This window comes from Sphingomonas rhamnosi (assembly GCF_036663615.1).
Taxonomy (GTDB): domain Bacteria; phylum Pseudomonadota; class Alphaproteobacteria; order Sphingomonadales; family Sphingomonadaceae; genus Sphingomonas.
In genome coordinates, this window is record NZ_JAXOJJ010000017.1 from 1 (window position 1) to 19,088 (window position 19,088).

At 60.5% G+C, this 19,088-nt stretch carries 14 protein-coding genes and 2 pseudogenes; 5 read left to right on the top strand and 11 right to left on the bottom strand.

The genetic code is table 11. From position 1 onward, the window contains the following. Window positions 1–1,190: 1,190 nt before the first annotated feature. The 5 genes from U1701_RS18100 to U1701_RS18120 form a co-directional block, all read right to left on the bottom strand. Window positions 1,191–2,540 carry a glycoside hydrolase family 28 protein gene (locus U1701_RS18100; RefSeq protein WP_332783973.1) on the bottom strand — a complete coding sequence of 450 codons (1,350 nt, stop codon included), beginning with the start codon at window positions 2,538–2,540 and terminating at the stop codon, window positions 1,191–1,193. Next, window positions 2,537–2,929, bottom strand: a complete 393-nt coding sequence (locus tag U1701_RS18105) for a PKD domain-containing protein (RefSeq protein WP_332783974.1) — start codon at window positions 2,927–2,929, stop codon at window positions 2,537–2,539. The genes U1701_RS18100 and U1701_RS18105 overlap by 4 nt, the downstream gene beginning before the upstream one ends. Window positions 2,930–2,950: 21 nt before the next feature. Beyond that, window positions 2,951–3,664 (bottom strand): hypothetical protein, encoded by a 714-nt coding sequence (locus U1701_RS18110; protein ID WP_332783975.1) that lies wholly within the window; start codon window positions 3,662–3,664, stop codon window positions 2,951–2,953. A 2-nt stretch (window positions 3,665–3,666) separates the two neighbouring features. After that, the gene (locus U1701_RS18115; protein WP_332783976.1) at window positions 3,667–6,666 is read right to left on the bottom strand and encodes a TonB-dependent receptor; all 3,000 of its coding nucleotides are present in this window, start codon (window positions 6,664–6,666) and stop codon (window positions 3,667–3,669) included. 84 nt (window positions 6,667–6,750) lie between these two features. Then, the gene (locus U1701_RS18120) at window positions 6,751–8,097 is read right to left on the bottom strand and encodes an oligogalacturonate lyase family protein (RefSeq protein ID WP_332783977.1); all 1,347 of its coding nucleotides are present in this window, start codon (window positions 8,095–8,097) and stop codon (window positions 6,751–6,753) included. Between the two features lie 430 nt (window positions 8,098–8,527). Between U1701_RS18120 and U1701_RS18125 the strand changes: the two are divergent. Continuing rightward, window positions 8,528–9,284: pseudogene (locus U1701_RS18125) on the top strand (IS5 family transposase). A 158-nt stretch (window positions 9,285–9,442) separates the two neighbouring features. Here the strand turns inward: U1701_RS18125 and U1701_RS18130 are convergent. The 3 genes from U1701_RS18130 to uraH all read right to left on the bottom strand — a co-directional run bounded on the left by U1701_RS18130 (window position 9,443) and on the right by uraH (window position 14,112). Next, the gene (locus U1701_RS18130) at window positions 9,443–12,553 is read right to left on the bottom strand and encodes a TonB-dependent receptor domain-containing protein (protein ID WP_332783978.1); all 3,111 of its coding nucleotides are present in this window, start codon (window positions 12,551–12,553) and stop codon (window positions 9,443–9,445) included. A gap of 666 nt (window positions 12,554–13,219) precedes the next feature. Then, window positions 13,220–13,717 carry a GlcG/HbpS family heme-binding protein gene (locus tag U1701_RS18135; RefSeq protein WP_332783986.1) on the bottom strand — a complete coding sequence of 166 codons (498 nt, stop codon included), beginning with the start codon at window positions 13,715–13,717 and terminating at the stop codon, window positions 13,220–13,222. 2 nt (window positions 13,718–13,719) lie between these two features. Further along, entirely contained in the window at window positions 13,720–14,112 is a 393-nt protein-coding gene (gene uraH / locus U1701_RS18140) for a hydroxyisourate hydrolase (RefSeq protein WP_332783979.1), read from the bottom strand. Between the two features lie 168 nt (window positions 14,113–14,280). Between uraH and U1701_RS18145 the strand changes: the two genes are divergently transcribed. Next, complete coding sequence (locus U1701_RS18145) at window positions 14,281–15,144, top strand: LysR family transcriptional regulator (protein ID WP_332783980.1); 864 nt, start codon at window positions 14,281–14,283, stop codon at window positions 15,142–15,144. Window positions 15,145–15,310: 166 nt separating this feature from the next. Here the strand turns inward: U1701_RS18145 and U1701_RS18150 are convergent, their stop codons facing one another. Next, window positions 15,311–15,943, bottom strand: coding sequence for a tyrosine-type recombinase/integrase (locus tag U1701_RS18150; protein ID WP_332783981.1), 633 nt, complete (start codon window positions 15,941–15,943; stop codon window positions 15,311–15,313). Between the two features lie 479 nt (window positions 15,944–16,422). On the opposite strand from U1701_RS18150, the gene U1701_RS18155 reads away from it, so the two are divergent. Both U1701_RS18155 and U1701_RS18160 read left to right on the top strand, forming a co-directional pair. Continuing rightward, window positions 16,423–16,890 (top strand): SRPBCC domain-containing protein, encoded by a 468-nt coding sequence (locus U1701_RS18155; protein ID WP_332783982.1) that lies wholly within the window; start codon window positions 16,423–16,425, stop codon window positions 16,888–16,890. Next, on the top strand, window positions 16,887–17,249 hold the full coding sequence (locus tag U1701_RS18160; protein ID WP_332783983.1) for an ArsR/SmtB family transcription factor: 363 nt from the start codon (window positions 16,887–16,889) through the stop codon (window positions 17,247–17,249). The genes U1701_RS18155 and U1701_RS18160 overlap by 4 nt, the downstream gene beginning before the upstream one ends. 353 nt (window positions 17,250–17,602) lie before the next feature. Here the strand turns inward: U1701_RS18160 and U1701_RS18165 are convergent, their stop codons facing one another. After that, window positions 17,603–18,562, bottom strand: a complete 960-nt coding sequence (locus U1701_RS18165) for an IS481 family transposase (protein WP_332783984.1) — start codon at window positions 18,560–18,562, stop codon at window positions 17,603–17,605. Between the two features lie 83 nt (window positions 18,563–18,645). Here U1701_RS18165 and U1701_RS18820 point away from each other — a divergent pair. After that, a pseudogene (locus U1701_RS18820) lies at window positions 18,646–18,774 on the top strand (HU family DNA-binding protein); the annotation flags it as partial. A gap of 34 nt (window positions 18,775–18,808) precedes the next feature. On the opposite strand, the gene U1701_RS18170 reads toward U1701_RS18820, so the two are convergent. Next, complete coding sequence (locus U1701_RS18170; RefSeq protein WP_332783985.1) at window positions 18,809–19,000, bottom strand: hypothetical protein; 192 nt, start codon at window positions 18,998–19,000, stop codon at window positions 18,809–18,811. Between the last annotated feature and the right edge of the window lie 88 nt (window positions 19,001–19,088).

Here is a 19,088-nt window from a genome sequence, read left to right on the forward strand (position 1 = left end):
GAGATGTTCTACAACCCGATCCGCAAGCATGTCAGGAACGGGATGCTGTCGCCCGTCGAGTTCGAACGGCAGCAGGCTTTGATGGCTCAAGGCGTCTAGAAATCTAGGGGCTATTCATATCACTGGGCTCAGTGCGCTTCTTGCTAAGCGCGAAGGAAACTATTCAATACATCTGTTGCGGGTTCCAGGCGCAGAGCGAATCGCCGTTGCTACCGAGGCAGGAACACGGCGATTGCTTCCTGAAACCGGACTTGGCAAAACGCTGATGTCTGACGATGACGCCGCCGGTTGCATAAAATTATTCAATAGGGTTGAAGCGAGCTATTATCATGCCGGTCTTTCGGACCAAATTTCGCAGGTTCGTGAAACAGGTGTCCTGCTTCAGACCGGATCTGCGCCTGACCTGATTAATTCGGTATGTGCGCCAATCCGGGCGGGGGGGGCCGCGTGATTGTGGGAGCAATCAACGTTGCGGCGGTAGCTCAATATCTGGACAGCGCAACAATGCAGGCGATTTGCCCGCACGTCTCCAAGACGGCGACGGCCATCAGCTTGGAACTCAGTTCCGACATGGCCCTGGAGTGAAAATACGAATTTTACCTGAGGGTTTCGCCGATACTGATTTGGCATGATGATGATTTCCGAGGCTCGATTGACCGTATCAGCAACCGCGAAAGAAAGAGGGCCAACCAGGCACATCCCCTTCAGCGGGGTATGAGAAGGAATACTGTTGTAGTCCATACCGCCAGCCGGATGTTCGCGCGAGTCGCGCGGAGGGGCAGGAACTAGCGGCCGTTATATTACTCGGAAGTTATATGGCATTTGAAGAATGGATGAAAGTGTATCGATCCAACTTTCCAGTTCTTTCAAATATTACGGTACGCCGTTTTATTGGCTTAATGGCGAGCGCGGGTGCAACAAACTGCAGCCCGGTTGTCCCGCAGGCTGCTGTTGAGCCATTGCGAAAGATAAGCCGTAAGTGCCAATGCGTCCCCCATCCGTTCGCCTTTGACCCCTGACCTACATCAATGGCCAAAGCAAACGAATGAAGCCGTCTACCGCGCTCGTAACAGCCTGCTACCGAAAAGAGCTCTCGAAACGAAATCTATCGACGACACTTGTTTGCGGCGAGTATGGCTGCTGTCGTTTGCGGTCGCAGCATCCCTATCCCGCTTCTTTCGCATGCTTGTTCAGCGCTTTAGAAGAGTTGTCGTACCATCCCTGCGAACTTCTTGCGCGAAACGGGCGCGCGTAGCGGGAGCTAACGTCACAGTGACATCTTCAAGGGTTACCCGATCTGCATTGCGGATATTGATGCCGACGGTGTCGTGATTCTCGATAGCGGCTACGGCGGTGGTTGGGCGATTGTCGAAAACGGCGCCGGCGTAGCGAGTCCAGCGATCCAGGGCGATCACCACCCTCTGCAGACGGATATCGGAAACACGCGCGCCGCCCAAGCCCTCGATGCGAACACTGTTTTCGGCCCTGCCGGTCACGTCCTGCACCAGTATGTCGCGGATCGTACCGACGCGGCCAGTCGCAGCGCGCGGTATCGCGGTGAACGAGATCGCTTCACCGCAGCCCCACCATGGATCAGCGAAAAATTGCGCGACGAATCGGATCTTCCGGAAAACGATATTGCGCACGATACCCGCATCGCGCAGCTGGATGCACAGGCCGCGCGAGCTGCGGCGGATCTCGCAGCGCTCGAACAGGATGTCATGGATGTCCTGGACGGTTTCGGTGCCGATCTTGAGCCCCGAATCCTGGGTCTCAATCACGCAGTCCCGCACGGTGATGTTACGGGACGGTCCGTAGCGCTCGTAGCCCGCGGTGGTCTTGATGACGATCGCGTCGTCGCCGCAAGTGATCCGACACCGGCGGATCTCGACGTCTTGGCAGTGATCCGGATCGATTCCGTCGCAATTGGGTGCGTCGAGCTGGTTGGCAATGGTCAGCCCTTCGACCAACACCCGACGACAGCCGACCAGATGTACCGTCCAGTGGGGCGCGCGCGCGAAGGTCAGATCGCGGATCGCCAGGTCCGCGCAGTCCTCCAGCACGACCAGGCGCGGTCGGAACGGCTTGGGAATCCACCATTCGCCGACGGGGTCGTAGCGCGCCATGAAATCCGGCGAGCGCCCATCGATGGTCCCGGCGCCGCTGAGCGTCAGGCCGTGCGCGCCATTGGCGCCGAGTATCCCGGCACGCGGATCGGCATAATGGGCTGGATCGGTGCTCACGAGCAATGTCGCGCCCCGTTCGATATGGAAATCGATCCCGCCTGCGAGCGTCAGCGGCCCGGTAAGATAACGTCCCGTGCCGCTCAGGACGACGCGTCCGCCGACCCGCGCGGCGGCGTCGATGCTCCGCTGGATCGCAGCGGTGTCGAGCGTCCGGCCATCGGCCTTCGCACCGAAAGTGCGCGCATCGAAACGTTTGCGCGCAGTCGCGGAAAGCGGCGCGGCGAGCGCGCCGACCAGCGCCGCGCTGGACAGCCGCAGCGCATCGCGGCGGGCATAGTCGATGCTCGCGCTCATTTCGGCGGGTCCCCCACGAACGAGACGTCCCAGACCTTGGACAGGGCGGAATGCCCGGTCGGGCCGGTAACCTGCAGCACCACGACATATTTGCCCGGACGCGCATAGCGGTGGACCGGCGCGGCATCGGTCGCAGTCTCGCCGTCGCCAAAGTCCCAGCGCCGCGCCGTCACCGCCGCCGTCGTGTCGTCGTGGAACGCGACCGTGCGCGTCGACCGGTCGAGGATCTTGAACGACCAGTCCGCCCGAATCTGCGGCGCCAGCTTCGGATGGATCGGCATCAGCCGGAACGCCCGCAACGCCGACGCCTGGCCGTACATCGTGTGCTGCGGCGCCGACAGGTTCCAGAACCGCGAGATGCCGGGGCCGTCGCGGTCGATGATCGCCATGCCGAGGCCGATGACTGCATTTTAAACCAGGTGGGTTTCGACCGAGCCTCCCGGCCCCTCGGCGTCGGCGAGGTCGAACGGGGTGATCCAGAATTCGGCGGTCAGCTTGCCACGCTCGCCCGGCTTGAACGCGTAGCGATAGGCGATGTTCGCCCAGGGCAGCTGCTTGACCCACGCCGCCTGTGGGCCCCACGCCATCGCCCAGTCCTTGTCGCGCGCAGGCGTGAAGATATGATAATTCTGCGCATGGCGGTTCTGGAAACCGAACCACGCGTCCGCATCCGAAAACGTCCGGCCATCGGACACCGCGACGCGCGGGGCGTCCGGCGGCGCGGTGTCGGGGTGGAAACGTGCGATCAGCGGCCCACCCGAACGGTCGCCATCGACTACGACTTCCAGAATGTCCTGGTCGAGACCGGGCGAGGCAAAATCCCAGTAATCGTCATATGCCTGGTATAGGACATAGAGGCGGTTCAGCCCATTGACCCAGCCAACCTTGATCGTCGCAGTCAGGCTCTTTGGGTCGGGATGGCGGCCGCTGGCGTCATCGGCCCCGAACATCGCGGAACGCACGGCGTAACTGTCCGGAACCGCCGCCCAGTCGCCCGCATCCCCGTCGATGCGCGGGATCGCATCGGCGGGGAACTGGAACACCGGCAACACCGTGTCCGGCCGATCAAGCGCGACGGCGGGCGCTACCGCGAGCAGCAGCGCGAGGGGGATCGCGCGGTGCACGGCTAGAATTTGTACCGCGCGCCGGCGAAGAACTGGCGACCAGTTTTGGAATAGACCTGCTGGTCTCGCAGTGCGACGCCGTCCCAATAGCTGGTCGCCTGGTTGGTGAGGTTGATCGCGTCTAGCGACAGCGTCAGCCCGTCGGTCAGCTTGTACGACAGCGATGCATCGACGTTGGTCGTGCTGTACGAGCCGGTATAGTCGGCCAACCCCGACCGCAGCGGGACCTGGCGGACATATTCATCGCGATAGGCCAGCGAAACGCGCGCCGACAGTCGCCTGTCCTCGTAATAAAACGTCGCATTGGCCGCGTTCGGCGACACGTTGGTCAGCGGCGCGATCAGCGTCGGGCCGCTTGCATTGGTGGTCAGGATGTAGCGGATGTTCGATTTGATGTGCGTGTAGTTCAGGATCGTGCCGAAGTTCGACAGGAAGCTCGGCAGGAAGGTGAAGGGCTGCTGATATTGCAGTTCGAAACCTTTGATCTTGCCGCCCGTGGTATTGACGTACGACGTGATGTTAGTCGTGGTGTTTGGGTCCTGCGCCGGTGTCAGCAACCCGAGCGGCAGACCCGCCGCGGCATAGGACGTGGTCGAGCTGACCTGCTGCACGAAGCTGGCGATATCCTTGTAGAAATAGCCCGCAGACAGGATCGCGCCCGGCGCGAAATACCATTCCGCGCTCGCGTCGATATTGGTCGCGCGATACGGGTCCAGCTGCGGGTTGCCGACAGTGGCGGTGAAGGGCGACTGCGCGGTGCCGATCGAGCCGCCCGGCGTCAGGAAGCCCAGCGACGGGCGCGACATGACGCTGGCGGCTGCGGCGCGAACAGTGACCTTCGGCGTTATGTCAAGAGCGGCGTTGAGCGCCGGCAGGAAGTCGTCATAGTTGCGCTTGACGCGCACCGGCGTGCCGGTGCCGACAAAGCCGCGCGACCGCTGATAGGTCTTAGCATAGCGCAAGCCCGCATCGCCGCGCAGGGTCATGCCGTTGCCGAGTTCCATCTTCCAGTCGAGCTGGATGTACGGGCTGATATCCTGTTCGACGACCGCGCGGTTGTCACCCTGCGCGCCGGTTCCGACGCTGCCGATCCGGAAGTCGCCGAACTGGTTGATGCAGTAGCAATCGACATTGTACGCCGCCATGATCTTGTCGATATCGGGCACGATGAAGCTGTTGCTCGATCCGGCCGGGATGCCGATCGTGTCGATCGTGATCGCGGGCAGGCTGACGTCGGCGATGCTCAGGCCGGCAGACGCCAGGGTCGGGATGACCGTGGTGCTGGCGATCCGCTGCTGCCGTTCAGAGATGAAGGTGAAACGCTTGATCGCGATGCCGATCTTGCCGGTCAGCTCGTCGCTCAGCTCGTACTTAAAGTCGGCCTTGAGGTTACGCAGCCGGTTGGTCACGCGCGACGTGAACTCTCGGATGTTGTCGTAGCCGTTCTGATACTCCCAGTTGGACGGGTTGGCCGCGTCGAACCCGTAGTTGACTAGCGGCGTCGTCTTGTTGTCTCCGCGCGCATCATAGACGAACCCGTTGCCGTCGAAACGGCTGAAGGTGACGAGGCGCGAATAGGGGTTGTCGAGCACCGAATCCGACTGGCCGTACAGGATCGAGGCGTGGCCGTGATCGCCGACTTCCTGCTCGATGTGCAGGTCGACCTGGTAGAATTCGGTGGTCGAGATGTCGTGGCTGTTGGTGACCGAGAAGTCGGTGCCGTCGAACACGCCATAGACGAGTTGCCCGTTCTCCACGATCGCGTTGCGCACCTTCATGTTCGGCCGGCCGCTGAGCTGCGCTGCGGTGAGGCCCGCCGTGGCGACGCCGGCGCCGCGGTTCAGACTGATCGGGTTGGTAGCGAGGTCGTTCTTGTCCTGGTTGTAGCGCGAATAGGCTGCGTCGAGCGTGATGACGCTGGTGTCGGTTGGCTTGAACTGCACGGTGCCCGTCAAGCCCAGCCGCTCCTGCTTGTTCAGGAAGCGACCATAGCCGGGCAGGCGGGGTACGAACACGCCCGGCTGGTTGATCGTGTTGTAGGCGGCGGGCGTCGAGCCCGGATTGGCGCCGGTCGAGGCGATGCAGGGCGAGGTGCGCGGAGCGGTGCCGATCAGCGGGTTTACGGGGGTCGTGGGGGTGTTCGGCACGACCGGGCAGAAACCGTTGTTGAGATCGCTGAAATCGGTCAGCGCGGTGTTGGAATAGGCGTCTTCCTGCGTAACGCGCTTGTTGTACGCGGCCGACAGCAGCACGCCGATGCGGCCGTCGGCAAAGGTGTTGCTAATGAGGCCGACGAGTCGCGGTGCGACCTTTTTATTGATGTCGTAATAAGCGGCCTGGCCCGAGAGCGCCGCCTGGAACCCGGGATTATCGAACGGGCGCCCGGTTTGCAGGTCGATCGTCGCACCCAGCGAGCCCTCATCGACTTCGGCCGACTGGGTCTTGCGCACCACGATCGAGTTGAACAACTCGGAGGCGAACACCGAATAGTCGAAGGCGCGGCCGCGGTTTACGCCGGCGCCCAGCGTCGAGCCGGTGGTCGCCGAAATCGCTTCGATCCCGTTGAAGCGCGTGCGACTGAAATCGCCGCCCAGCCCACGCACGGTTACGGTACGGCCTTCGCCGCCGTCGCGCTCGATCGAGATGCCGGGAATGCGCTGCAGCGAGTCGGCGAGGTTCGCGTCCGGGAAGTCGGCAATGTCGGCGGCGTTGATCGCGTCGACGACGCCGGCCGACTGTTTCTTGATCTGGATCGCGGAGGCGAGCGACTGGCGGAAGCCGGTGACGACAATGTCGGGGCCCTGATCGCCCGGGCCGGGGGCGGTGGTCGGCAGGGGTTGCTGGTCGGTCGGCGTCGGCTGCTGCGCGGGCGCGGTGATCGCCGGATCCTGCGGGCTGACCGGGGTGTTCTGCGCACCGGCCGTCATCGGCATCGCCAGCGCAATCGCGAGCGCGGTGGTCGCGGAGCCGGTGGCGTAGCGACGATGGTAACGGTTACGCATCATATTCCCCTTTGTGCGCCCTGAAGAGAACCTGTACTTTCGAATGACCGTGCCGTTTTTTTCATGGCTACGGACGTGCTGCCGTCACCTAGCCTTGGCGAGCTCAACGGCGTAAACTTGTGTCGCGCCGGAGATGTTCGCGCGGAAAACCAGCCACTTGCCGTCGGGCGTGAAGACGCCGTTTGGTTCGAGCCGGTAATCCTGCTTGGCCATGTCGACCAATTTCTCCGCCGTGAAATAGCCGGGGCGGACGAGCGCTTCCGAATTCGGCGCCTTCAACCCGGCGACATCGGGAATGCCGTGCGGCGTGAACAGGTACATGTACTTGCCGTCGGGGGCGTGTGCGACCATCTCCGGATCGCCGCCGTCGCCCGCGAACAGCGTGCCGTCGGGCGAACTATTGAAATGCACCGACCATTCGTTGCGCTGCAGGTGATATCTGGTGCGCTTGCCGCTCGCGATGTCGTAGCCTGCCACCCAGAAATCCTCGCCGCGCGGCGTCTGCAGGTCGTACCAGATCGTCTTGCCGTCATGGCTGAACCATTCGTGGCCCGCGATCTCCATATTCATGGTGCGGGTGTGGAGCTTGATCGGCGGCGCGTCGGGCGTGTCGACGTTCATCAGCCAGAGTCGATCGACCTTGTGCCACGGCCCTTCGTGGCAGAACATCAGCATCTTCGGATCGGTCGGTGAAAACTGCAGATGATTCAGCCAGTCGGTTGCGCGCCGCACCGTGCGCTGCTGACCTGTCCGGGTATCGATGACGAACATCGACATCGGGACCGCCGATTCCAGCCGCTCATTCATGCGGACTTCCTTCGATTCCGCATAGGTCATCGGACGGCCATCGGGCCAGTTGGCGCGGTAGTCGGACTGGTCGAAGCGCGCATCACGCTTGGCGAAAGTCTGGAGAACGCCCGCAGTGGCGCCTGGATCAGTTAGGACACCGCCGAGTAGCGTCTCGTCGGCATTTATCGTCTGGATGTCGCCGTTCGACACTTCGGCGATCTTCCGGGCCTTCCCGGTATCGATATCGACCGCGAACACCGTCTTGGCCCCCGAACGGTCACCTGCGGATCCTAACGTCTGGTAATATACTGCCCGCGTTTTGTGGCCAGTGAACAGCAGGCGGAACGGCTCCGCGATCGCGACCACGGGCGCGAGCTTGCGAGTCTTGAGATCGTAGGCGGAGATCCCCTTGGGGGTTGAGATGACCAGCTTGTCGCCCTGCGGGGTGAAGCCGTTATAGTTGAAATAGAGACTCGAACTACCCGGCGCGTCGGAGACGCGGACGATGCGATGGTTGGTGACCGGATCAATCCATTCGCGCTGCGTACGCTCGATTTCAGTCTGCTGCGCCGCGGAGCTGATCGGAGCTCCGACTGTCGCCGAAAGGAAAAACACGCATGCTATAGTGCGAAATACCGTCATCAGCCCCTCCATGCGGCCAGCGTTTTCGCCGATCTGTCCTCCCAGATAGTGGGACAGTCTTGCATATAATTGAGTTTGAGGACGTGTTCAATGGCAGATTTTACGCGGTCACTTTTTTCAGTACTTGGAACGCTGACGAGCTTAAGCGCCCTCGCTGCTGATTAGTCCCTGTTGAGCGAAGTTATCGGCCACGTGGAGCCTTCGGGTCAGGCGACGAAAATGAAGAGACCAGCTACTCGGATGAGCAAAGTGCCTTCGTGCTGACGCAGGCGGATCGGTTTTAACAATGGCTGATTTTTTGTTAAGGAAGAGATAGTTCGTAGTGAAAACTCTACTGTCGTAAAGAACTTATACGTTGATCCCCACTTAGGGTCAGGACCCATTGATTTGAGCGTCGGCATCTGATTCCGGCTCTGCGAGGAGACCGAGGATGGGCGACCTGTACTGGCTGACCGACGAGCAGATGGCGCGGCTTGAGCCGTATTTTCTCAAGAGCCACGGCAAGCCGCGGGTTGATGATCGACGGGTGTTGAGCGGCATCGTCTTCGTAAACCGCAACGGGCTGCGCTGGAGCGATGCCCCCAGGGAGTACGGGCCGCACAAGACGCTCTGCAACCGGTGGAAGCGGTGGGGCGAGAGAGGCGTGTTCCTGCGTATGATGGAGGGACTGGCCGCTGCGAGCGCCACGCCCAAGACGATCATGATCGACGCGACTTACCTGAAGGCGCACCGCACGGCATCGAGCCTGCGGGTTAAAAAGGGGGCCTTGGGCGCCTCATCGGTCGTACCAAAGGGGGCATAAACACCGCGCTGCACGCCGTCACCGATGCAGAAGGTGGGCCGCTCAGCTTTTTCATGACCGCTGGCCAAGTCAGCGACTACACCGGCGCTGCCGCGCTGCTCGACGATCTACCAAAGGCGCAGTGGATGCTGAGCGACCGCGGCTATGACGCAGACTGGTACGGGGACGCACTTCAGGCAAAGGGCATAACGCCCTGCATTCCGGGCCGAAATCCCGGATCATGCCTATCAAATACGACAAGCGCCGCTACCGAAGCCGGAGCCGTATCGAGATTATGTTCGGCCGTCTGAACGACTGGCGCCGCGTCGCCACCCGCTACGATCGATGCCCGACCGTCTTCTTTTCTGCCACCGTTCTCACCGCAACCGTCATCTTCTGGCTCTGATCAACGAGTCCTGACCCTAAGCGGCTGTGCTCAAAGCCCGACCTGCATCGTGTGGCGAGCGGTTCGCGTTAGACTGAAAGCACCGATGCCACGCATTTAATAGGTCTTCCCCTGACTGAGATGCTGGCGCCGCTACCACTTGGGAAATATCTATCATTTTAGAGTTTTAAGCTCGCACCCAACTTGAAGGCACGTCCCAGAATACCATCAAAATAGGTAACGGTTCCTCCACCAGCGGGGGTCGGAAACGGTGTATCCTGATCAAATACGTTGTCGACAATCAAACGAATGCCAAACTGACGGTTGATGTCATACGAGATTGTGGAGTTAAAGTAGCTGATCGCACGCACCGTCGGGTACTGGTAAGCTGAGTCTGGCTGGTCCGGATCGACCTTTGTCTTGCCATAGTAGAGCCACTGTCCACTGAGGCTGAGACCCGAGTTGGTGTAGGTGGCGCTTACTGTCGCCTTGTGGGGAGCGTAGCCGATTGAATTGCGCAGCGTCGTAACGTCGCCGTCGCCGACTCTAGTCTCGAGCCTAGCCGTATACTGGTAATTGCCGACGACGTTGATCGCGCTCTCGGCCCCTAGAAACGGAGTGGGCGTTTGATAGGCGATTTGCGTCACTAGGCCGCGGAACTGGGTGGAAGCAGCATTAGCGTATCCAGTCTGGATAAAAGTGATCTGCCCCCCCCCGTCGCGCGTGAAATTAGAGCACAACGCATTGGGGTAGCTGCCGCTATCGTAACAGCCCTCCAGAACCTGGTCCGCATCTAGGGTTTGGATGGCGCCCTTCAGCTTGATGTCCACCCAGTCGGCCGTGGCACTGAACCCGCGCAAGAAGTCGGGGCGCAGCACGACGCCGAAAGTTTTCGCATCAGCCTTCTCATTCTGAAGGGCGGTGTTGCCCGACAACGTCCCGCGAGCAGTGAAATCGACGATGTTTGACTGGAAATTGCCGGGCAGGCCAGCCGCGGCGCAGTTGGCCGCGCGGTTGGCTGGGTTGGGGCCCCCACCGATAAAGCGTGAGTCGCAGGGATCGTTTGCCGTAGTGAAAATCTGGCTGGTTGGGTTGAACAACTCGGTCACGGCGGGTGCCCTGACCGAGCGGGTGTAGTTCGCACGAAGCGCGATGCCGCGGAACAGTTCCCATCGTACGTCACCGGTGTAGGTCCAATCACCGCCGGCCAGTGAGTTGTCGATATACCGCCCCGCGCCATGCAGATCCAAGCTATGGATCAGTGGGACACGTTGGTTCTCGCCGAGCAATGGCACGTTCAACTCGCCGAATACCTCATCCGTGTTGAATTGGCCGCTGACGGGATCGATCGGGATGGATCGTCCGAACTGCGTACGTCCTCCCGTCGGATCAGTAGGATCAACCTCGCCAAAGTAAAAAGCGCCTGGATCAAACGAGGCCTTCTCGTTACGGTGTTCGTAGCCCACCGCGTAACCTATGCCTCGGCCAAATAGGTCGAACAATTCGCCGGAAAGAGAAGTGGTAACGACCCACTGCTCGTTGGTCGCTCGGGGATTAGCCGTTGTAGTGACATAGTCTTGCGCAGCTTGGCTGATCTGTTGGCCGAATGGATTAATTGGCGCACATGTACTGCTGATCGTCGGGATCGCGGCGTTGACTGCTCCAGGAGCGCAGACAACGTTGCCGCTCGCATCGCGTACGGCGTTCAGCGCATTAGCGAAGTTCTGCTGGACGAGAACGCGCTCGCTGCCTTGGGTAGTCGACCGGCCGTAGTTGCCGACCATCTCGAACTTCATATCCTTGCCCAGCGCCTGGAAGGTGCCATCAACCCCAGTGACGAACCGGTATAGCTCCACCGTCGATGATCCCGCGCCAGAAATCAGGTCGGTGTTCGCCCGCCCGAGATAAAAAGTGTCTTGGGCGTCTGCGGCAGGGTTGGAAGCCAAAGCGGCGACAATCGTGTCTCGGGCGCTTGCGCTCAAGTAAGGATTGTTGACGCTTAAGATGAAGTTGCCATCCGGCGCGCCGGCGGAGTCGAACAACGCAGTATTATACACCGGCTGCTCGCGGAGCTGGCTGCCCTTACTGTTCGCGTACCATGCCTCGCCGAAGAGCCGGACCCGGTCGGTGATGGCGAACTCCGCAAGGGCGGTCCCCAGATATCGGCGGATAGGCGTCAGTAGGTTGCCGGGCAAAACAAAGCCGTTACCGCCGTTGAAGTTGATAAGGTTGCCCGTCTGCTGGCCGAAATCGATCGGTACCAAATTGCCTGTGCTATCGAACGCCAACGCCTGGCCGGCGGCGTTCGTAACGCTCGGCTGAAAACCGAAGTCTGCCACCTGACCGGGAGAAATCGGGAAAAAATCGGTCACGAGCGGCGCGCCAAATTCGCTCAAGGCCGGGATCCGCCGATCAGCGATGTAGACGTTATCGAATGGCGAGTCCGGGTCGAGCGGGGTCGTGAACGACGAATTTAGGCGACTCTTCGGGCGGTCGGTAAGTGTCAGTCCGGCCTGTTTGTTGTACTCCCCCGATACAGTCAGGTTACCGCGACCGTCAGCGAAATTAAGCCCTGCAAGAGTGCGGACGCGGTACTCGCGCGCGTCGCCGCGTTCAGAGATGCCATACTGGCCATCCAACTGGAAGCCGCTGAACTTTCGTTTCGTAATGATGTTTATCGTGCCAGCGACCGCATCCGATCCGTAAATCGGAGCACCGCCAACCGCGATTGTCTCGACTCGGTCGATCAACAGGGTGGGGATGACGTTGAGGTCGACCTGCGAACCTGATCCGGTCGGTCCAAAGATGGACGACGTATTAGAGCTTACGAACCGACGGCCATTGACTATAGTCAGTGTACGCTGATCACCCAGGCCGAAGAAGTTGACGAACGACTGTCCAGATCCGAACGCGCCTGCCTGTGCGCCGGCGCGGCTACTACCCGGCACGCCAAATGAAGGCAGTTCCTGCAGCGCATCAGCGATATTCGAGTAACCGCGCTGCTCGATGAGCTGGCTATCAACGGTGAGCGATGGTTGGCCTGTCTCGAGGTTCGCCCGCGGAATGCGGGAACCGGTTACAACGATCTCACTGCCAACGTTCGTTTCTTCGGAAGATTGATCTGCCTGCAAAGAGTCAGCGACGCTTGGCGCCTGATCAGATGTCGCCGGCGCGCTCACGTCCGGAGGTGACGATTGAGCCACGGCCGGTACGGCGGCCGTTGCGAGCACTATCGCAAGGGTGGAGTGTGCCGCCGCAAGGGTCAGACGTCGACGAGAAGACAGATACATCTCAGCAGCCTCCTTCGGGCGATTCCTTTAAACGCAGTACAAATGTACGCAAAAGAAACGCCATAGCTGGTAGCTCTGCAAGCCCTCTAGCTAGATTGTTGCGTTCTGTTGCAATGACGCCACAGGCGATGCGAACTCACGGAGGTTCGCGCCAGCTTCTCTTCCGGACCTCCATGGTTTGACGGAAGGATGTTGAGTGGACCACTTTAATGCAGCACGTTTAGCTCTGGCCCGCGGTCGTCAGCTGCTAGCTGCGTCGTCAATTCACCCGTGACCTACGGACAGCGAACGCGACAATTTGGGGCTATTCGACATCGTCGACAGGGGAGTGTGCCGACTCCGCGCAAATAGCCAGCCAGTGAAACGAGTCGAGCGGGACGGTTATGGAATGAGCGACGGCAGTCGAATCTCGCTCAACGTCATCGGGCACGGACCCTTGGAACGTGCGCTATGTCCGTCGGGTAAATCCGCGCGTCGCTTGGCCGCGCCGATTGCGGTCTCGCGGGCCCAAGGCGATACAACGATACCGGCCCAACGTGTCAAGTCGCCGACCTGAACGAATGGCCGAAGCGGCGAAACCCAAAGTCGCCACTGCGCGCCCGCATCTGGGTCTTTTAGTCTACAGGATTGCTCGCTTGCAGGTGCATGGATACGATGCCTCATCAGTCACGGACGTTGCGGTGCGGCGCCGAGGCTCCGTGCGATTGCATCTGTGGCACACCGTTCGTCATTCGCTGATCCGCCCGAACCCGCCACCCCAATGCCGCCGATTATGTCGTTCCCAACGACCAGCGGAACACCACCACCCAGCAATAGCAGTTCTGGCAGAGTGACGAGGTTACGCGAGGCAGGATCGTACGCTGCGCGCTGCGCCAGAACCGCAGTGTTCGCCTTCGTCGACAATGCGGTGAAGGCCTTGCGCTGCGCGGCCAGCGTATTGTGCGGGCCGATATCGTCGCCCCGCTGGAGCACTACGAGATTACCTCCACGATCCACCACCGCCACCACCGCTTCCTTGCCAATCATGCGACACGATGCGATCGCGGCCCCTGCCAAGCTGTTGGCGAGGGCCAGCGATATGTTCTTGCTCTCCAGCGGAATGGCCCGCGTGCTTGCCGGCGTAGTAACGGCGACCAGCGTCATGGCGAACGGAATGCCGAGCACGATCAATTTCCCCGGTAGGTGGAGTAGCCATACGGGCTGACGACCACCGGCACATGATAATGCCCCGCCTCGTCGGTGACTCGAAAGGTCAGTGTAATCTCCGGGAAAAACGGCGCGGCCGAGACATCCGGATATGCCGACATATCGAACTGCAGGCGGTAGATTCCGGTGTCGAACATCTTGGGCTCACCAAAGCTGCGGACACGGCCGTCTGCATCGGTGGTGGCATGACCAACCTCCTGCCAGCGTCCATCACCGGCGCGTTTCGACAGCGTTACGGGCACCGCCTTGCCGCCGACGCCAATGGCAAGGTCGAGCACATGGGTTGAAATGTCTGCTGCCGTGGCCGGGGTGGAGAGCGTTCCGAGCAGTAACGCTAGTGCGATGATCTTCATGTGAATGTCCATGCCGATGGTTAGAAGAGGGCGAAAAGTATCGAGCGGGAAGCCCGTTGCTGCCGCGCGGAAACGTCTGGGCGATCACGAACATGCAGCTTACGGGGGTAAATTCGTATTTGCCAATTAGATGGATAAATATATAGCATTCGATTATCGAATGGCGGGATGCTCGATCCCAGATTGCTCCGTACTTTCGTCACCATTGCCGACGCTGCGAGCTTCACGGTCGCGGCGGACCGTCTGAACTCGACACAATCGACCGTCAGCCAGCATCTGGGGCGACTGGAGGCTGCGATCGGCAAACGACTCATCGACCGGGCGGCGCGACCAATCGGGCCGACGCCTGTAGGTGAGCGGCTGCTCGGCTATGCGCGACGATTATTGACGCTGCAGGCAGAGGCGCAGACCTTGCTTGCGGACCCCGCAGGCACGGCAACACTCCGTATCGGGGTGCCGGATGACATCGTGACACGTGCAATGAGCCGGCAGTTTGGACGTTTTGCAGAACGACACCGCGACGTCAGACTTGACGTCACGACCGGGCTCAGCCGTGATTTGTCGCGTCGGTTTCGCGCCGGAGAATTTGATATCGCCATTGCTAAGCAGGCCGTGGCCGATGTCGACGCTCGCGCCAGCTTTCACGAGCCACTCGCGTGGTTCGAAAGCGCTGAAAAGTCCGAGGTATGGCCCGATCCCATTCCTCTGGTAACCTTTCCGCCTGGCGGCCTGTATCGTGACCTGATGGTCGACCGTATCGAACGTGAGAAACGGCGCTGGTACATCGCCTTTACTGGAAACAGTCTGGGCAGCGTCCTGTCAGCGGTCGAAGCCGGACTTGGCGTGTCGGTGCTTCCTGTCAGCACCGTTAGTGCGCATTCTGTTTGTGCCAGCCTCATCTTCGCGCCCGAAGCGCCGCTGGTCGTGTCGATCTACGCCTGGGAAGGAAATGGCCCGATCGGAGAACTCGTCGCTGCAATGGGCGAGGTATTGTCCAACCGTCCGGGCGGACAGATGACCGAACGGCCGTGACTCAATGAACCTACCACTTTCAATCGCTCGTTATCTTAGCATTTCGGCAGCCAGTTCACCACGACGCGGTCCTCTGCCACGGTTCGGCCAATTATCAACTCACGTAAACGGGCGGCCGGATTTGGGAATGGACACACCGCCGTTGAATGTCCGGGTGTGGGTCGGCTCAGACCTCAGTGCGTTCGGCCAGTTCTAAAGCGTCCTCCACGTCAACGCCCAAGTAGCGGACCGTGCTGTCGATCTTGGCATGGCCGAGAAGGATCTGAACGGCGCGGAGATTGCCAGTCGCCTTGTAGATGATCGATGCTTTCGTGCGCCGAAGCGAGTGCGTCCCGTAATCCTGAGCCGGAAGGCCGATGCCGACCACCCACTCGTGCACGAGGCGGGCATATTGCCGCGTGCTCATGTGGGCCATGTAGTCGTTTCGGCTCGGGAAGACGAAGTCGTTCAGTGTCCCGCCGCGTCGCTCCAACCACGCCCGCATCGTCTTTCGTGCCGTGTCCATCAGCTCGAATTGGACCGGTCGTTTGGTCTTCTGCTGAACCACAACGGCGCGATCACGGACGCGCCCGCCGGAAACTACATCGCCGATCCGCACCTTGACCACATCACAGCCGCGCAGCTTACTGTCGATGGCGAAGTCGAACAGCGCTCGGTCGCGCAGTCGTCCATGCTGGTCGAGCCAGAATCGAATGGCCCAGACCTGTTGCTGTTTCAGCGCCCGCTTCGCACCGATAAGCCGGCCCTCGTTCCAGGGTCGAAGTTCGTGAAAGGCGGGGTCTATCGACGAGTGCCCCATCGATCATCTCCATCGGGACGGATCGGCGAAGCAAGCGTACGCAGGCGCGGTAAACCGACGGTTCGGAAATGTGGTTGATCGGCCGTCAGTGATGCTGAACGAGCGGCCGGTTTCAGGCGGCGCCTCGTCGTCGCTGAGCGGCCGCAACTGGGTCGCCGCGTTCGGCACCTGTCGACCAAAACGGGCCGTTAGTTGCTCGGGCGTTCAACGGCAGCTTCTGCCGGAATCTGCCGGTGGGTCGGCTGATAACCGTCTGACCGCAACGCGCCCTAAGGGCTGGCTATTCGGCAGCATCTGCAATTTTCAGTAAGCGGGGTTCGCGTTGCCCGCAATAACGCGATCAATAAGCGCCGGTGACGTCTCGGTCCTCCCGTGGCCACCCCCGATCCAATGAACGCGGGCGCAATAGTGAAGTAACGGCTTGACTGAGCAGCGCTAAAGAACTTAGTGAAGTTATAACTTCACTGAGGAGCGAGTCCATGACCATCACCCACGATACCTTCGAAATCCGCAAAACCTGCGATGCAGCTCCGGCTGCGATTTTTGGCGCCTTCGCTTTTCAGGACCGCAAGAGCAGGTGGTACGCCGCTAGTCCCGCACACGAGCCGCTGTCCTATAGCTTCGACTTCCGTCCGGGCGGTGAGGAGAAGCTCACCGCCCGGATGCTGCCAGGCACTCCTATCGCAGGAAAAGAGCTGTGCTGGACCTCAACCTATGTTGAGATCGTCGATAACGCTCGGATCGTGTTCTTCCAAACGCTCGACGTCGATCAGGCCCGCGTATCTGCTGCCGTGGTCACCGTGGAAATTGCGCCGCTCGGCGGCAAGAGCGACGTCTTGCTCACGCACCAGGCAGTCTATTTCGAAGGCGCTGACGGCCCGGCAATGCGCCGGATGGGGTGGGACTTCCTGCTCGACACGATGGCTTCAGAACTGCAGCCCGCATGATGCAGCCTGCCGTAGAGTTTGTCCGCTCGTCGAGGGTCGACCTTCTGTTTCATGCGCTCGGTGACGCCAATCGCCGTCGCATGGTGAGTCATCTTGCGGAGCGGCCCGCGAGCGTTTCTGAACTCGCTGCCGTACTGGCTATCAGCAAGACGGCAATAGGCCAGCACCTCGCCGTGCTTGAGGAAGCCAAGCTTGCCTGCTCAACCAAGGTTGGGCGCGTGCGTACCTGTCAATTCGATCCTGCCGGGCTCGCGCCGTTGCAGGATTGGATCGACTATCACCGTCAGGAATGGAACGAGCGGCTGAACCGCCTTGATGATTTGATCAGCGGCATCGTTTCCAAGGTAGACTGCGCCTGAACGTCGGCTTCTGCCTAGAGCTGCCGTTCGGTTACCACTGCGATCGGCAGGGTTGTCCCAAGAGCTTCCGGCAGGAGTCGACCAGAATGCGTCGTTCGCCGGTCACGCTTTCAAAGACAGCTTCTGCCAAAACCTGCCGCTCGGTCGGCGTGCAACTGCCTGGCAGCAATGCGCCTAAACATCAGACTGTCGGTCACCTCGGCGCCGATCCTGAAAGCCGCCCTCAGTTTCATCCGAAGCAGAGCCGCAGGTTCGAGTGGAAAGCGGCGCCACCGCTACCTCATTGCAGTAGCTGCGTTTAGGGATTTTCGAATTCGAATCGGATGCCAGCAACAACGCCGCCGCAATACAAATTAGGTGTTTAGTCCCGGCATCTGGTGGATCGGATCGACGATGAACCTGTCTGGCTCTGACGTCCAGATTTTGGCGATGTATTCGTAAGGCGTGAGGCCACTGAGCGTCTTGAGCCGACGGGCGAAATTATAGGCTGCCATGAAGTCTGCGAGGTGCACCCGCAACTGCTCTTGGCTCTCGTAATGGAAACGTTTGACCGTTGCCTCCTTGATGGTGCGGTTCATCCGCTCGACCTGACCGTTGGTCCAAGGATGGTTCGGCTTGGTGAGCCGGTGCTCGATGTCGTTTGCTTCGCAGATCATGTCGAAGCGCATCTGACGCGACCAGGCGGTGTTACGGTTGCGCGGCTGCTCGGCAAACTGGATGCCGTTGTCGGTCAGGATCGTATGGATCCGGTACGGCACCGCTTTCAGCAGGTGTTCAAGGAACTCCCAGGCCGTTCGCCGATCAGCCTTGTCGACCAACTGGGTGACGGCGAACTTGCTGGTACGGTCGATGCCGACGAACAGGTAGAGCTTGCCTTCGGCAGTCTGAACCTCGGCGATATCCATGTGGAAGAACCCGATCGGATAACGCTTGAAGCGCTGGCGCTTAAGCTTATCGCCCTCGATGTCCGGCAGACGAGAGATGCCGTGCCGCTGCAGGCAGCGGTGCAGCGCTGACCGTGTCAGATGCGGGATCGAGGGCTGTAACGCATAAAGGCAATCGTCGAGCGGCAGCAATGTGTGACGGCGGAATGCGACGATCGCCGCCTCCTCGGCTTCGGTAAGGGTCGTGGAGTGAGGGGCCTTTGGCCCGGTCTTCAAATCCTCAACCGTCGCCCGCTTTCGCCATTTCGCCACCGTCTTCGGATTGATCCCGAGCTCTCGGCTCAGCGTCGAGAGCGAAGCTTGCGATCGCTGTATTGCTGCTCTGACGGCGTGCGTGGTCGTGGCGCTCCCGTGACGTACTTGTCCCATACGGCTTCCTTCCATTCCAATGAAAGGATCGCACCATCAAACCGTGAGATCAAACACCTAGGCCTGAGCAGATCGAACAATGCGTGCGCAGCGTTTTCAGTTGCATTGCTAAAGGATTGTTAGCTGGCGACCGCGTTGAGCTCAGGGGCTTCGGTGTATTCTCTGTTAGGTCCCGTAGGGTAAGAATGGGACTGAAGGTCAGCGCTAGCGCACAGACTGTGTATGCTTCGTATCGCGTACCGCACTTCAAAGCCAGCCGTATGCTGCTTCCAGCAATTCAGACAAAAGCTTCGACGGACAGAATTCCCGCGAATCTACCACGCCAGCTAGGTCGAGTAAAAGGCGGGCGACGATAAATGCGCCGGCTTCGTCTGCTCCGTTGACCTCGACCGCTGCGCGCAAGGGTGGAAGTCCCAACCTTTCGATCACGCCCCCCATTCTGGTCCTTCCTCATCAGGATAGAACGCGCCAGCGGGGAGCAACGTAGCGCTGCTCACGCACCAGATCAGCGGCCGGCATGCCCCGA

Excerpts from the sequence above, each read along its gene's own strand:
- U1701_RS18100 (WP_332783973.1), bottom strand. The coding sequence starts at position 2,540 with ATGAGCGCGAGCATCGACTATGCCCGCCGCGATGCGCTGCGGCTGTCC.
- U1701_RS18120 (WP_332783977.1), bottom strand. The coding sequence starts at position 8,097 with ATGACGGTATTTCGCACTATAGCATGCGTGTTTTTCCTTTCGGCGACA.
- U1701_RS18115 (WP_332783976.1), bottom strand. The coding sequence starts at position 6,666 with ATGCGTAACCGTTACCATCGTCGCTACGCCACCGGCTCCGCGACCACC.
- U1701_RS18170 (WP_332783985.1), bottom strand. The coding sequence starts at position 19,000 with ATGGGGGGCGTGATCGAAAGGTTGGGACTTCCACCCTTGCGCGCAGCG.
- U1701_RS18160 (WP_332783983.1), top strand. The coding sequence starts at position 16,887 with ATGATGCAGCCTGCCGTAGAGTTTGTCCGCTCGTCGAGGGTCGACCTT.
- U1701_RS18105 (WP_332783974.1), bottom strand. The coding sequence starts at position 2,929 with ATGGCGATCATCGACCGCGACGGCCCCGGCATCTCGCGGTTCTGGAAC.
- U1701_RS18145 (WP_332783980.1), top strand. The coding sequence starts at position 14,281 with ATGCTCGATCCCAGATTGCTCCGTACTTTCGTCACCATTGCCGACGCT.
- U1701_RS18150 (WP_332783981.1), bottom strand. The coding sequence starts at position 15,943 with ATGGGGCACTCGTCGATAGACCCCGCCTTTCACGAACTTCGACCCTGG.
- uraH (WP_332783979.1), bottom strand. The coding sequence starts at position 14,112 with ATGAAGATCATCGCACTAGCGTTACTGCTCGGAACGCTCTCCACCCCG.
- U1701_RS18155 (WP_332783982.1), top strand. The coding sequence starts at position 16,423 with ATGACCATCACCCACGATACCTTCGAAATCCGCAAAACCTGCGATGCA.
- U1701_RS18165 (WP_332783984.1), bottom strand. The coding sequence starts at position 18,562 with ATGGGACAAGTACGTCACGGGAGCGCCACGACCACGCACGCCGTCAGA.
- U1701_RS18130 (WP_332783978.1), bottom strand. The coding sequence starts at position 12,553 with ATGTATCTGTCTTCTCGTCGACGTCTGACCCTTGCGGCGGCACACTCC.